This is a genomic window from Candidatus Protochlamydia sp. W-9, from assembly GCF_001950615.1.
Lineage (GTDB): Bacteria > Chlamydiota > Chlamydiia > Chlamydiales > Parachlamydiaceae > Protochlamydia > Protochlamydia amoebophila.
Window position 1 is genome coordinate 16,145 of record NZ_BCPZ01000046.1, and the last position, 13,034, is coordinate 29,178.

Genomic DNA, 13,034 nt, shown 5'->3' on the forward strand with positions numbered 1-13,034 from the left:
CAAACTTGTAGTTTGGCGCAAAATTTGTTCGATTTACTCTAGCATGTAAAGCACCCAATTTTTCCCAATCTTCGTAGTCCCAAACTGCTTGAAATAATCGGTAATATTTACTCTTATTCTGGTTGATATAATGAGAAAAATAAAGCAATGGGTATCCAATAGACCATGCTTCACAAGATAAAGTATTTTAATAATACGCCCATTTCTGCCATTGCCATCATAAAAAGGGTGGATACTCTCAAATTGATGATGAATAACCGTCATTTTGATAAGAGGGTCAATATTGCCAGGGGTATCATCAGTGATGAATTGTTCTAAGTTATTCATCAAAGAGCGAATTTGTTTTTCATCTTAACACAAGCAGCTGATTGTCAATCTGCAACATTTTACATGATTCGAGACAAATCAAAGAGGAAGTTTAGGAAATTTAAATATACTAATTAATTAATGAATGTCAGGAATTTGTCAGGAGTTTGACTGAATTCAAAAAAACTAAATCTATTTTAAAGATTAAAGATGGGTGAATATTACTTTTGTAATTCTTTTTTTAAATAATATCTCTATCAATTTCAGGATTATTCATATTCAGGAGCTTCGTCATCCATGGGATGCTAATTCTAAGTGATCTATATTAAGATGGCAGATCAGTTTTAGGTTTTTATTAACTTTTTCAATCTCCCAATTCCACCAAGAAATTTTTTGCAAACGGTCGATAGTCTTATCATCAAATCGCATTTTTACAACCTTAGCTGGGTTGCCTGCAACAATCGAGTAGGCAGGTACATCCTTTACAACCACCGCCCTGGCTGCAATGATCGCTCCATTACCTATCGTCACACCATTCATAACTAGTGAATCATATCCGAACCAGACATCATTGCCGACGATAATGTCTCCCTTGACTGGTAAGTCGTAAACATTGAAAGCGCTTTCCCAACCATAACCAAATATGGGAAAAGGATAAGTGCTAATTGCATCGAGCTTATGGTCCCCCGTCATAATAAAGCGAGTTTCTGCTGCGATAGCACAAAATTTTCCAATAACAAGCTTTACTTTTGAGAAGTCATAGTTATACAAAACATTGTGCTCTTCAAATCTCTCTGGACCATATCTTCTGTCATCAAAGTAGGTATAATCCCCGATAAAAATATTGCTGGCTTTAACAAAGTTTTTTAGAAAAATTAGTTTGTCATAATCTTTAATTGGATGAAAATAGTTTGGGTTTGGACCTGTCATTTTGTAAGTTACCCCGGTATTATAAGTTTTTTGTCAGCCAAAGGATCAGTTTGTCATCTAATGGGTAAGGTTCACCAGGAACTATAAGCTGATAGTTGTAAGTTACTCCGCAACCATCATATACATATCCTAAGCGAAAGTAGAGTTGCTGAGCTCTATCGCAGTCTGCATAAAGACCAATTCCTATTCAACCATTAACCCTGAAGGTTATAAATAGAAATGACCTGGCTCTTGTGTAATTTCACGCCCTACTTCTACAATTGCGCTAGCATCTTCAATTCTCGCCTGCCTCATCAAAATTTTTACGAATCATTGGTTTTGCTGATTTTTAGAGTTAATTTTTTTAAACATAGGATTTTTTACTTTTCGATATCTCTCGCCATTATCATTTGCTTCAAGGACTGCTTGTTTTTTCAATTCTGCATATTCCTGAGCCCCTTTAAATTGTTTCTACGATAAACTCTAAATCCCAAAAATTCTTTCTATTTACGATTTTCAGGATAAGTTAAATGAATATGATATCTTCTATTTTTTTCTTCTGAATCATCGTAAGTAATAAGATAGATAGAATCGATCAAGAGTGCTAAAATTTAGCATAAATTCATATCCCAAGCTTTGAAGTGTTTTGGTACAGCATCCATGTCCTTCTTGTTCACAGCTATGGCGATGTCGACAATTCCTTTCCCGCCCAATCTAAGAACAGCAGTACTACCAATATGCTCAATTGCTATAAGTTTTTGCACATGAGATGTAATTTTTTTTCTTTTTCAAAAAGGATAGGAAAAATTGAGCTGTACGGTTTAAAAACGTATTCTTTCATACTACTGATCACCTTCTTTCTTAATAATCTCTTGAATTATATGTAGAGCATTATTCGCCAGCACTGGGTTTTTATCTTTATAGTAAGGAAGTTGAATGAGGGCAACAGGTTGGTTATAAAGCGTTATCTGTACTAACGGATAGAAAAGGCTTTAGCGGTTAAGTCAGCTCAACTGGGAAATTGCTTTATGAGCAATCGTCGTACGATTAGTGTATCGATCTCAAATTCACTTACATGCACCTTAGTCATTTGAAATCACCCTGTACTTTTACATCGATAGACATATTTTATGAATAAGACAAAACATTATCCCTTCCTGTAGTTTCTAAAAATTTTTCTGCATTTTTTTAGAGCTTTGAAACAGATAAAAATCTACATAAGGATACTTATCCTTAAGTTTTTTAATCTTCACTTTTTTTCTCTTTATGAAAGGCTAAAAAATATTTTAGCAAAAACCAGCTAATTCGCTTTTTGAACATCCTCCAAGGATATTCAGTATGGATTTATCATGGCAAATATGAGAATGGTGGTCCGAGCTATACAATACACAACCCCCTACCAATCAACCGCTATAGTAAAAAGATTAAGGATGTCTGATCAAAATAGTACTGAATTTTATTGTTTTGATGATACGATAGGCAAGCCATCTGTACCGTTTATTTCTTTAGAAATAATAAAAAAGTTTAAAAAATTTAATTATTGTAATTCATTAGTTGAATATTAAATTATAATTTATTATAATATATTTAAACTATTAACAATAAAAACAAAGGATTAGTATGATTAATTCAGTAAAAAATATTTATAAAACTGAAGATTTACATGGTGAATTTTTACTTCAACCGCTAAAAATGTACCATAATTTTTTTGCCAAAAAGATAGAGGCTAGCTCTGGCTTAAAAAAGAGTGCTTGGATAGTGATGAATGTAGCTACTGGAATCTTTGCCTACCCTACTTTGGGTGCATTAGCCGGGATAGGAATATTGGTTAAATTGACAGGCATTTATGGTCTCAAAAAACACAACCAATCTCAAAAAAGTATTATCGAAAGTATTCAATCAGGAGTTAAATATTCTAGAGAGTTTTCAGATGAGTGTTCAACTTCGATTATCCAATCTGGATGGAAAATGAGTGTAATTCGAGAATTTAAAATCACAAAGCAAAATGTAGACGCTCTTTCCTCCACTATTAATCAAGAAATAGATTCTCTTTCAAGTCAATTTAAAAAAATATATATTGCCTCTAATGGATGTATAAATAATGGTAATAGCGAAATCACAGTGCAGTTAAAAATTAGAGAGCGAGTTTAAAGGCTAACTCCCTTGCAAATTTTATTACAATAAAAATAGTATAGTTCCGATTTAAGGTAAAATTGATTCAAATCGACAGGATGTTCGATGATTTTTTTGTGAATAAGTCGTTTAAGGAGGCTAACTTCAAGGATCAAATATTGTAAGGGAGAAAAACAGATCGCCTTATAACTAAGTTAGTAAAATTATTATTTAAAATAAACAAATATCGAGTAAATTAATTTATGAACACATATGGTTTACGCTCTATTAATACAGATACATTTAATCTAAAATGGCATACTAATTATAAATATCCTCGGCAAGTTCGTAACACGTTAGTAACTTTTTTAAAAATACATAATTTAACTTTAAATATTTTGGGGTATATTCCTGGCGTTTCTATTGTCTCTGGTTGTGTGCGTATGGGTTCGGGTCTTATGATGTGTGCTGTCACTTTAGCTGTAGGCGAGCGTAATGCAACTCGAGGAGCTATCATTGGTCATTGGTATGATGAAGCTTTACTAACAGGGATTACTCAAATAGCCCGGGGCGCACTTGAAGCTTTTGTTCCATTTGGTTGGATTGCTAATGTATCTCTTGATGCGATAGCCACTATTTATAATGTAAACAAAGAGATTAATGTAACTTCGGCTTGTACAGGATGCATGGAAGGTGTTAATCATGAACCATACCCTAATCCAAAGTATCCTTTCCCTTTTTGGTTATTGTACTTGGTATAAGAATAAAATTATAAAATGAATTTTAGATGTCTTTTCAAAAAATTTTAATTTATACCACAGTTCAAAAAGTACAAAAGCTTCTCTTCAAACCTTTTGAACCTTTATTTTTATTAATTTTCAAAAACTTTGAAATGTGCTAATGCTTGCATAAATTGTGCTAATTTATTGGGTTGCCTTGGTCAATTCTTTACCTTTAGTTTTTTTATTGGAATGACTGCCTTTGTAATGCTTGTCATAATTTTGAAGCCCATTTCAGCAGTAGAAGCTCCCCTATAGAAGCTCCCCTATACTCTGCATGATACGAGAATCGATCAAATCGCCTGCTTATTCTTTTTCAAATATTTTTGTTCATTACCAACTCTAAAACATTACTTATCCAGCTTTTCTTTCCACTACTTAGGTGCCATAAATTCTCTCAAACATTTTTAGGTTTGGAAGATAAAATTAATTCTATATAGATTCCTATCATTTTTAGTTGCCCTAATAGGCTTTGTATAACACGGAATAACCGCTGATTTAGTTTTCTGTCGAAGTCGTTCAACCTCCCTTCCTAGACCGTGAAGGTCTACAAATTCTAGAAGATAAAGAGCCTGTTCATCTGTAATAGCTAGCATTGGACCAAGCAGCGTATCGAGCCATGGTGCCTTAATAACATTATCTTTCCCGAACTTCGATGGAGGCGTTCCCATAAATCGTGAAAAGACATCTTTAAAGACACTACCCAATTCATAGCCGCTTGAGAGTTGGCTTCGAACACAGGATCATCAGCTCTTATTTGTTTCATAGCCAGTCCCATGCGTCTTGCACATGCATATTCAACAAATGCCATATCAAAACTTTTCTTAAACTGACGGCGAGCAGTCGAAGTATCTACGGATACTTCTTAAAAATCTCTGTCTTTCCAACTTTTTTGGGGCTTTTTCGACTGCTTCAACAGAGTTCGCACAAGTTCAGAGACATGATTAGGATAAAAAAAAGGCCTGCAGCGTTTACAAGGTCTAAACGAGGCTAAAGTTGCCTGCTGGGTAGTTTTGAAAAATTCACAATCTCAAATTTTGGCTTCCTTGTAGGACATGTTGGACGCCAAAATACCCAATGTTTTTAGCTCCAACAAAAAAGATCCCCTCATACTCTGTTTTTTATCAATTAGTGCTAGATAGTATTCTCTCTTGTTTTTGGCTGATATCACTCTATTGCATTTTCTTGCTTTGCTGCATTGTATTGAATTAGCAAAAAGGCTGCCGCCGAAATTCAGGCGTTGATTTTTTAGAAGCGCAGTTCACATCTTCATGTTAGAGGTGGATTTAACATGTTTTTACATTCTTGATGATCGTATTGAGTTCTCTAATGACATCTTGAATGCTCTCTGGAAGCTTCAATTTCTGAGCTGCTTGGCTTAAATTTTTGATGTGTGCAACCCAGAGTTTTTGCATTGGCTTGAACTCATCTGTTTTGAAATCAATAAGCTCAAGAGTCGTACCGCGATTGCTAAACGTATTCTTTAGTAATACTTGCAACTTGTTAAAGTTAATCATATATGGTTCGCGTGAGTAGAAGCAGGTCATGATAGTCCTTCATACGGCTATTAGCAGCTCCCTTAGAAAGCACTGTCTCAAGCTTTTCTGCAAAAATCGTTTCGGAAGGATAGACAACCAAGGAAATCTCACCTTCAAAAAACATTGGCTTACCCTTGTACTGAAAGAAGTGCAATTCGCGAGTGGTGGGCGTGACAACGTCTCCTATGCCTACATCAATCTGAATCTTATCCCTCATGCGGCCAAATGTTCCTTTCAAACCGAAGCGATACCCTGGATAGTCCATATGTGGCTGTTTTAAAAGCTCTATTTCTTCATAACTGAACGAAAATCCATCTTCTGATTCTATCGCGATAATCTCTTCTATAGCTTCCTTTATCTTGTCTTCACTGGCGTTTATGCTTGTGAGTAAAAAATCGAGATCAGTCGTTTCTCGTCCAATTTCCCTAATCTAGGCGAGGAGGAAACTCCTTTAAAAATGAATTGTTGAGTATATGTCGATCGAGATAAGCGGGATAAAAACCGTTCTAGAAGCAGCTTCTTCTATCACTCATTGAAATTGATATCTTTTTCTTTGGAAATAGCTTGAAGACGATTCTTTAGTCCTTGTTCATTCATGTTATTGCCGTGATAAGGTACGGGGCAATATTAAATCTAAGTTTTTTTGCGTACGACTGCAGTTTTTTAAGATCCAATCGCACCGCCCCTTTTTGGGATAGAGCCATTTTTAGAGCTTTGATGGCTGTTTCTCGACTCAGTAGCCTAAAGGAATCGATGATGGTTCGTTCGCGATTAAATATAGGAATGCGAACACCTCCCAGGTCAAGTTCTATTTTTCCAAGCTCCATATTGCGGAGTCTCACAATTCTCACTTTAACACCTCTGCAAATGGAAGTAGTATGTGGTACAGCAATCCAATGTTCTCGTGGGATTTCCTCGGTTATATCGTGGATAGCTAGTGCAGAAATGAGGCAAATAACCCCATTGGGTACAGAATTTACAGCCTCTATAAGGTCCTCCCATCGAAAATTTTCAGGAGATCCTTGATAGTCTGCACTTTGGTAAATGCCGCGCCCTAGTCGTTTAATTAAACCTTTCTTAATATAGTAGCCAAGATGAGCAGCAGAAACCTCAAATTGTTTAACCTCATCTGCAGTGAATGAGGGTTGAACAAGAAGCGGACGAATAATACTTAGGCTTGTAGGTTTTTTCATAGGTAATCTCCTGTATTCAATTTAACAGAAACACCCAATTCTATCAAGTGGGTCTTTGTGTTAAATTTTAAATCAAGAAATTTCAATAGACTATGGGAACAAAACTGATCAAAAATCAGTCTTTTTCATTTTTTCCAAATTTTTTGTATAAATATACCATTTTAAAATCAGTTTTGTAAGTAGTCAACTCGAATAAAGGTTCAAACCCATTCTGCTTATAAAAAGCGTACGTTTTTATGTAGTTGGGGTCCTTTTCTGCAGGGCTTAGTGTCTCAACAATCATGGATGCACAACTGTCTCTTTGAACAGTAAACCTCAGCATATTTCAAAAGAGCTTGGCTTATTTCTTGACTCTGATATTCTTTTCTGACTGCCGTCTAGTAAATATTAGCTTTGTTAGGAAAAGGTATTTCGCACGAGATCAATCTTACATAGATGCCGTTAAGCTTCGCATCAAAAGTAAGTAGCTCTCTTGCTCTTGCTCCCTTTGCATAGCATTTATTAGCCTCTTGAATACCGAAATATTCAGGAAGAGCACGTGTGAGCTCTCGGCAAGCTTTTTCAGCTTCGCTAGCATTTAACGAATGAATAGTTAAGTTCATTTGTCAGCCTCTATCATATGGTCTATCTTTAGGTTCATTTGACAGCATATTTTCTGTATAAACCTCTTCATATGTGGATCGGATTTCTCGAATGGAATCTCATCGATCCAAAACCAACAAATCTGGTGAAATTCATTAGAGTCGTAATCCAAATCTTGGCTTGAATCGCCTTTAAGCAAATATCAAAGTGATACATCTGTATGTTTGGCAACATTCCCTACTGTTTTGGTTGCCGTTAGCAAAAGCGGTTCATTAGATAAAAACTCGGCCTCGATTCTAAACTCTTCCTTGGCTTCTCTTTTGACCGCTTCCTTGGGATCCTCGCCGGGGTCAACATGACCGCCAAGGTGGAAACCATAGTTCGGCTTTTCTATGATCCACTAATAAAATCTGATCTATTTCTGGAGAGACAACTACGAAATATGCAACTAAATGCGTATCCGGAGTCACTAGTTTTTGTATACGAAAAATTTCACTTCCAGATTCAATCCAATTGAGCACAAAACGGATATGTTCCTGATCCAAGCCTCCATTCCTGAGTAGCAATTTTTTCAATAAAGGTGGCATCGTGCGATACCGCTACAACGGCCCCTTCGAACTCGAGAAGGGCCTTCTCAAAGGCTTCCAAGGTCATGAAATCCAGATGGTTCGTAGGTTCGTCCAATAAGAGGACGTTGGGCTTTTCCAGAACAAGGGCGAGCAGCATCATCCGCTTTCTTTGCCCTGTGCTCAATGTGAAAAATGGGCGCCTCAGCAAATCCGCTCCCCCCAAGGATGCTTTATGAAGTTCGCGCCTTAAGTCCTCTTCAGATAGATGGAACTGGCTTTCAAAGTATTGAAGAGAAGTTTGATCCATAGGCAGCAACTCAACTTCCTGGTCTAGGAAAGCGATTTTTGCGGTAGATGCCGAGCGGATGCCTCCTGCGTCCAACGGGATGATTCCGGCAATCGCTTTCAAGAGCGTCGTCTTTCCGCATCCATTCGGGCCTGTGATAAGAATCCTGTCTCCCTTGCAGATGCTCTTGCAAAAATGGGAAAATAAAACTTTATTTCCATAAGCCTTGCCCGCCTGATCCAGTTCGATCGCAACGGAAGATGCCAGAGGCAATTCAACAAATTTGAGGCCCTTGATGCTTTTCGGCTTTGGATGAGGAAGAAGATCGGTTTCAATTTCTTCAAGCCGGGCTTTCATGGCATCGAGTTTATGCTGCAGCGATTTTTGATGCTTTTCCCCTCTTTTATCGTAGTAAGCTATGATATTGTGGTCCTTTGGAGGAGGGGGCTTTCCTTTGGAAAAGGTAACTGCTTTGATTTTCTGCTTGAGAAAAGATCTTTCTTCGTCTTGAGCTTTATAAGCTTTCATCTGCCTTTCCAGTATCCTTTCCTGCTCTGCAAGATAGAAGTCATAGCTGCCTCCGTAGCTGGTGAGCTTGCCGTTTTTGATCTCGACGAGCCTATTGCAGACGGCATTTAAAAATTTACGGTCATGCGAGACGATAACGCAGGCTCCCTGCCTCTGCTTCAAAGTAGATTCCAGCCATTCAAGCATTTCCTGGTCGAGATGATTAGTTGGTTCGTCCAAAAGCAGAAGATCCGGATTTTCTACCAATGCTTTAGCCAGCGCTGCCCGCACTCTTTGTCCGCTGCTTAAGCGGGACATGGGCAGATCGAGCAGGCTACTTTCCAGCTTCAGTCCGCGTAGAACCTGTTCGATCGGAATCCGGCGGTATCCGCCTAACTGCTCGTATTTCTCATGCAAATCAGCCCATTCAGCCAAACGGTCCGGATCTTCCAGGCAGGCTGCCATTTCTTTTTCAAGGTCCGAAAGAGAACTTCCTTCTATGAATTCCCTTACAGAGACTGAAGGATTGGCCAGAACGATTTCCTGTGGAAGGAAGGCGATTGAAATGCCGAAAACTTTGCTGAAATTGCCGGAATCAGGCTGCATGGTTCCAGCCAGAATCTGAAGCAGCGTCGTTTTTCCAGCCCCGTTTTCGCCGATCAAGGCAAAAAATTCGCCTTCATTAATCGAAAAGGAGAGATCCTCGAAGAGAGGAAAAGAGCGAAAAGATTTAAAAAGATGTGAAAATTGTATGAGAAGCCGAGACATAAGTTTGATCCTTGGGTTGTTTAGTTAACAGATTGGATTCAAACTTAAATTTTCACTGGATCTAGCTCCTTCAACGAGTTATTATTGCCTTTATTTTACTACAGACTTTCAGTTATCTCAAGAGTTTTTTAAAGCAATTGCCTCCTACGGAAGCTGTGAGGAAATACTAACTTGGAGCTATACATGCCTGAAATCGAATAGAAGATAGATGGAGAGATAATCAAGTCAGAAAACTTTTCCAAGAAAAGCCTAGAAAAGCATTCCTTCACTGGCTGCACCTTCAATAGCTGTGATTTCTCTGAAGCTATTCTGCGGAATGTAAAATTCTGTTCGTGCACTTTCTCGAATTGCAATTTCAGTTTTGTAAAGCTGGACGGTTGCTGTCTTCAAAATGTTCAATTCTCAGACTGCAAGATTGCTGGAGCTGAATTTTTCAAATGCGAGAAGACATTTTTCTCAGCGAATTTTAAGAATTGTCTGCTGCAGTACTGCAATTTTTCAGATCTCAACATGAAGAGTAGTTCTTTCAATGGAAGCAAATTAAAAGACAGCCATTTTACAAACACCACATTGAAAAGTGCTGATTTCAGCGGCGTTGACTTGTCAGGAACAATTTTCCACAATTGCGATCTGTGCAATGCAGATTTTATTGCCCTTCAGCTTAGCACAAATTGATTGTAAATATTGAACACTGCCTAACCCAAAATCGCCTAAGAAGAAAACTTGATCATTCTCAGCAACACATAAATTCCAATTGTCAATAAGCATACAGTCCATTTCTTAACATTTGCAAGCGGACGGTTTGCATATTTGATGATATTAGCATGGGAAAAGTGTGTGTGTCTGTAACGAACCATTTTTTCATTCAAAACTCAAATGTTGACTAGTAATTCTTCAAATGATAATAATGCATACAGAATCAAATAAGTGCAAACATATTTATCATATGAAACCAAGAAAAAATGATCCAATAGAAATTTTTCGACAACATAACGGTATCTTGCGTACAGCGGAAGCGATAAAATTAGGAATACATCCCGTTTATTTGTACAAATTACGAGACGAGGGAGTTCTTGAGTCATTAGGTCGAGGAGTTTTTCGATTAGCTTCTATGCCTGATTTTTCGGAGCCTGATTTGGTTTTGGTTGCAAAAAGAATTCCTCATGGGATTATTTGTCTAATTTCAGCTTTAGCCTATTACGAACTGACAACTCAAATTCCTCACTTTGTCTACATAGCTTTACCAAGAACATCAAGGCTTCCTAAACCAAGTTACCCACCATTGCGTTTTTTTTGGTATTCTAAAGATTCTTATGACTCCGGTGTTGAAATAATTTCAGTTAGCGGTTTTCCAGTTAAAATTTATAATGTCGAAAAAACTTTAGCTGATTGCCTAAAATTCAGGCAAAAAATTGGTATGGATGTTGTTTTAGAGGCATACAAAGAGTATTGGAGAAAAGGAAAAACAAATCTTGATAAGCTTTATGACTATGCTAAAATTTGTCGAGTTGAAAATATTCTTCAGCCCATCATTGAAACAATTGTGAGTCAATAACCATGAATGTTGAAAAGAAAAATTTACAAGAATCTATTTATACTAAATTAAAAAATATTGCCTTAAAGAGAAATCGACCTACACAAGAAATTCTCCAATATTATGCTATGGAAAGATTTTTATACCGCTTAAGTGTTTCAAATCATAAAAACTCATTCTTTTTAAAGGGTGGTTTAATGTTAATGGTGTGGGATCCAGCTACTCACAGGGCAACTGTTGATATCGATCTATTGGCAAAAGCTAATAACTCCATTGAAAATATTTCACAAATCCTAAAAGAAATTTGTTCATATCCTGTTTTACAAGATGGCATTGAATTTGATTCCACTGCTCTAACTCTTGCCGAATCTCAAATTGAAACTGAATATACTGGCCTGTCTGCTCGTTTTTCTGCGCATTTGCATACAGCAAAGCTGCCGTTACGCATCGATATTGGCTTTAGTGATAAAATTTTTCCTAAGCCAGCTAATTTAGATTATCCAACTTTATTAGACTTTCCATTTCCACAGCTTCGAGGATATACACCAGAAACAATGATTGCAGAAAAGTTAGATGCAATGGTGAAGCTTGGTCTTGCTAACAGTAGAATGAAGGACTTTTACGATGTATGGACGATGGTTAATCAGTTTCAAATCGCACCAGAAAGAATAGCGCCTGTTATTCGAGACGTATTTCAAAACCGCAAAACTGTAGTTGGAGAAGTTCCAAAAGCTTTTTCTGAAGCTTTTTATAATACTCCAAAAACGCTAGAACGCTGGGAATCTTTTCTTAAAGGTATTGGACATGAGCCAATTTCTCTTGAGAAGATTGTGTTAGAAATCAAGGATTTTTTTCTTCCTTTATTGCCCAATGGCAATTACGAATAGTTAGAATTTTATATAAATACGAAAAATAGCATCGAATGAAAAAATTTTCTCTCTATAAACCACTTATGAGTTTATTATTTTTTTGATGAGATACGTGAGATATGTGATAGCTCACATTCCTCTCCTATCTCTCACCTTTTAAATTTCATCATTGAAAATTTTATTGCCATCAATGCGGTAACAACGAACTGTAGATTTAGAAAAGGGCAAATATTCCAAACGTGTACTTTTGCCCTCTGAATCTGGTATTAGCCATATTATTCCCTTCTATTCTATTGGATAAAATTTCACTGCTTCTCATACCTGTGGTAATAGCTAGAAGAACAACAGGCAATAAATGTTCATTACGACTATTTTTGCATTCTTCAAGTAAGCGAGGAAATTCATCGCAAGAAGCAATTCTATCGCGTCTTTTTGGCTCCTTAAATTTAGCTACCCGCAAACAAGGATTATCTGTTATCCAAACGCATTCACGAACGCCATATGTCATAATGGTTGATAGGGAGGGTAGATAGCGATTGACAGTTGCATGAGATCTTTTAGTTTTTTTAGAGGTAGTTCCTTCAGCAATATCTTGTCGGCATTGAGCAATCAAATCAGGTGAAATCTTAACTAAGCCATACTTGCCAATTTTATCGCGCCACCAGTCAAGATGACGCTTCATGTTTCTGGCATCTTTGGGTTTTGTGGGAAGAATAACCGTTATGTAACGGTCAAATGAGATCAGCCAAAGTCTGTTTACCTTTTATCTGGTCAGTAGGGCCGTATTCTTGCCTTCTACGGGCTTTTTCTTGCTTTTGCCAATCTTTGGCTTCTCGATGTGTAGGAAAGGCTTTAGATTTTGGAGAAAAGCCGTCACTTTCTCTAATCTGAACTCTGTAACTTACAATATTTTTCTTGCTGATTCTTTTTTGAATGCCTTGCTCCATGCTCATGCTCCATTTGGTTGGTTAGCGTGAGCAGTGACAAGTTCACTGTGATGATAATGCTGTGATTTGCTGAGGTGTATAGGGCTGAACTGTGCCACCTGTGTGCCACGACCCATTTTAGTGGCTTGGGTTTTA

Annotated in this window: 18 protein-coding genes and 1 pseudogene; 5 read left to right on the plus strand and 14 right to left on the minus strand. The window is 37.2% G+C overall.

The window, feature by feature from the left end; genetic code table 11:
- Positions 1-33: 33 nt before the first annotated feature.
- The 3 genes from BU804_RS14400 to BU804_RS17275 form a co-directional block, all read right to left on the minus strand.
- A complete protein-coding gene (locus tag BU804_RS14400; protein WP_075882680.1) occupies positions 34-327 on the minus strand; it encodes a Fic family protein in 294 nt (97 codons plus the stop codon).
- 270 nt (positions 328-597) lie between these two features.
- A complete protein-coding gene (locus BU804_RS01335) occupies positions 598-1,236 on the minus strand; it encodes a CatB-related O-acetyltransferase (protein WP_075882681.1) in 639 nt (212 codons plus the stop codon).
- Positions 1,237-1,826: 590 nt separating this feature from the next.
- Complete coding sequence (locus BU804_RS17275) at positions 1,827-1,991, minus strand: GrpB family protein (RefSeq protein WP_079988557.1); 165 nt, start codon at positions 1,989-1,991, stop codon at positions 1,827-1,829.
- 844 nt (positions 1,992-2,835) lie between these two features.
- Between BU804_RS17275 and BU804_RS01350 the strand changes: the two genes are divergently transcribed.
- Both BU804_RS01350 and BU804_RS01355 read left to right on the plus strand, forming a co-directional pair.
- Positions 2,836-3,366 carry a hypothetical protein gene (locus tag BU804_RS01350; RefSeq protein WP_075882683.1) on the plus strand — a complete coding sequence of 177 codons (531 nt, stop codon included), beginning with the start codon at positions 2,836-2,838 and terminating at the stop codon, positions 3,364-3,366.
- Positions 3,367-3,590: 224 nt separating this feature from the next.
- Positions 3,591-4,088, plus strand: a complete 498-nt coding sequence (locus tag BU804_RS01355) for a hypothetical protein (RefSeq protein WP_075882684.1) — start codon at positions 3,591-3,593, stop codon at positions 4,086-4,088.
- A gap of 607 nt (positions 4,089-4,695) precedes the next feature.
- On the opposite strand, the gene BU804_RS14405 is transcribed toward BU804_RS01355, so the two are convergent.
- The 9 genes and pseudogenes from BU804_RS14405 to abc-f form a co-directional block, all read right to left on the minus strand.
- Positions 4,696-4,917: a hypothetical protein gene (locus BU804_RS14405; protein WP_226996091.1), complete on the minus strand. Its 222-nt coding sequence runs from the start codon at positions 4,915-4,917 to the stop codon at positions 4,696-4,698.
- Positions 4,918-4,971: 54 nt separating this feature from the next.
- Positions 4,972-5,103, minus strand: a pseudogene (locus tag BU804_RS17280) (bifunctional transcriptional activator/DNA repair enzyme protein Ada); the annotation flags it as partial.
- A 289-nt stretch (positions 5,104-5,392) separates the two neighbouring features.
- Positions 5,393-5,623 (minus strand): hypothetical protein, encoded by a 231-nt coding sequence (locus BU804_RS14415; protein ID WP_102135621.1) that lies wholly within the window; start codon positions 5,621-5,623, stop codon positions 5,393-5,395.
- Positions 5,616-6,074, minus strand: a complete 459-nt coding sequence (locus tag BU804_RS14420; RefSeq protein WP_102135622.1) for a nucleotidyl transferase AbiEii/AbiGii toxin family protein — start codon at positions 6,072-6,074, stop codon at positions 5,616-5,618. Before BU804_RS14420 ends, BU804_RS14415 begins: the two co-directional genes overlap by 8 nt.
- A gap of 163 nt (positions 6,075-6,237) precedes the next feature.
- A complete protein-coding gene (locus BU804_RS01375) occupies positions 6,238-6,837 on the minus strand; it encodes a type IV toxin-antitoxin system AbiEi family antitoxin domain-containing protein (protein WP_075882686.1) in 600 nt (199 codons plus the stop codon).
- 377 nt (positions 6,838-7,214) lie between these two features.
- The gene (locus BU804_RS01380; protein WP_075882687.1) at positions 7,215-7,439 is read right to left on the minus strand and encodes a hypothetical protein; all 225 of its coding nucleotides are present in this window, start codon (positions 7,437-7,439) and stop codon (positions 7,215-7,217) included.
- Positions 7,440-7,621: 182 nt separating this feature from the next.
- Positions 7,622-7,816, minus strand: a complete 195-nt coding sequence (locus BU804_RS17285) for an NUDIX domain-containing protein (protein WP_102135627.1) — start codon at positions 7,814-7,816, stop codon at positions 7,622-7,624.
- Positions 7,770-7,940: a hypothetical protein gene (locus tag BU804_RS12485; RefSeq protein ID WP_158024987.1), complete on the minus strand. Its 171-nt coding sequence runs from the start codon at positions 7,938-7,940 to the stop codon at positions 7,770-7,772. Before BU804_RS12485 ends, BU804_RS17285 begins: the two co-directional genes overlap by 47 nt.
- Positions 7,924-9,549, minus strand: coding sequence for a ribosomal protection-like ABC-F family protein (gene abc-f, locus BU804_RS01390; RefSeq protein ID WP_075882688.1), 1,626 nt, complete (start codon positions 9,547-9,549; stop codon positions 7,924-7,926). The genes BU804_RS12485 and abc-f overlap by 17 nt, the downstream gene beginning before the upstream one ends.
- Positions 9,550-9,768: 219 nt before the next feature.
- Here abc-f and BU804_RS17290 point away from each other — a divergent pair, with 219 nt between their 5' ends.
- From BU804_RS17290 to BU804_RS01415, 3 genes are all read left to right on the plus strand, one after another.
- Positions 9,769-10,224, plus strand: a complete 456-nt coding sequence (locus tag BU804_RS17290; protein WP_226996102.1) for a pentapeptide repeat-containing protein — start codon at positions 9,769-9,771, stop codon at positions 10,222-10,224.
- Positions 10,225-10,456: 232 nt separating this feature from the next.
- Complete coding sequence (locus tag BU804_RS01410; protein ID WP_226996092.1) at positions 10,457-11,104, plus strand: type IV toxin-antitoxin system AbiEi family antitoxin domain-containing protein; 648 nt, start codon at positions 10,457-10,459, stop codon at positions 11,102-11,104.
- A 2-nt stretch (positions 11,105-11,106) separates the two neighbouring features.
- The gene (locus tag BU804_RS01415; RefSeq protein WP_075882689.1) at positions 11,107-11,970 is read left to right on the plus strand and encodes a nucleotidyl transferase AbiEii/AbiGii toxin family protein; all 864 of its coding nucleotides are present in this window, start codon (positions 11,107-11,109) and stop codon (positions 11,968-11,970) included.
- Between the two features lie 196 nt (positions 11,971-12,166).
- Here the strand turns inward: BU804_RS01415 and BU804_RS14425 are convergent, their stop codons facing one another.
- Together BU804_RS14425 and BU804_RS14430 are read right to left on the minus strand one after the other, a co-directional pair.
- Positions 12,167-12,634 (minus strand): hypothetical protein, encoded by a 468-nt coding sequence (locus BU804_RS14425; protein ID WP_226996093.1) that lies wholly within the window; start codon positions 12,632-12,634, stop codon positions 12,167-12,169.
- A gap of 49 nt (positions 12,635-12,683) precedes the next feature.
- Positions 12,684-12,899, minus strand: coding sequence for a hypothetical protein (locus BU804_RS14430; protein ID WP_226996094.1), 216 nt, complete (start codon positions 12,897-12,899; stop codon positions 12,684-12,686).
- Between the last annotated feature and the right edge of the window lie 135 nt (positions 12,900-13,034).

Coding starts and splice junctions, on each gene's coding strand:
- BU804_RS14405 (WP_226996091.1), bottom strand. CDS start 4,917: ATGGCATTTGTTGAATATGCATGTGCAAGACGCATGGGACTGGCTATG.
- BU804_RS14415 (WP_102135621.1), bottom strand. CDS start 5,623: ATGATTAACTTTAACAAGTTGCAAGTATTACTAAAGAATACGTTTAGC.
- BU804_RS14400 (WP_075882680.1), bottom strand. CDS start 327: ATGAATAACTTAGAACAATTCATCACTGATGATACCCCTGGCAATATT.
- BU804_RS01335 (WP_075882681.1), bottom strand. CDS start 1,236: ATGACAGGTCCAAACCCAAACTATTTTCATCCAATTAAAGATTATGAC.
- abc-f (WP_075882688.1), bottom strand. CDS start 9,549: ATGTCTCGGCTTCTCATACAATTTTCACATCTTTTTAAATCTTTTCGC.
- BU804_RS14425 (WP_226996093.1), bottom strand. CDS start 12,634: ATGAAGCGTCATCTTGACTGGTGGCGCGATAAAATTGGCAAGTATGGC.
- BU804_RS01350 (WP_075882683.1), top strand. CDS start 2,836: ATGATTAATTCAGTAAAAAATATTTATAAAACTGAAGATTTACATGGT.
- BU804_RS01410 (WP_226996092.1), top strand. CDS start 10,457: ATGCATACAGAATCAAATAAGTGCAAACATATTTATCATATGAAACCA.
- BU804_RS01375 (WP_075882686.1), bottom strand. CDS start 6,837: ATGAAAAAACCTACAAGCCTAAGTATTATTCGTCCGCTTCTTGTTCAA.
- BU804_RS01380 (WP_075882687.1), bottom strand. CDS start 7,439: ATGAACTTAACTATTCATTCGTTAAATGCTAGCGAAGCTGAAAAAGCT.
- BU804_RS01355 (WP_075882684.1), top strand. CDS start 3,591: ATGAACACATATGGTTTACGCTCTATTAATACAGATACATTTAATCTA.
- BU804_RS14430 (WP_226996094.1), bottom strand. CDS start 12,899: ATGGAGCAAGGCATTCAAAAAAGAATCAGCAAGAAAAATATTGTAAGT.
- BU804_RS01415 (WP_075882689.1), top strand. CDS start 11,107: ATGAATGTTGAAAAGAAAAATTTACAAGAATCTATTTATACTAAATTA.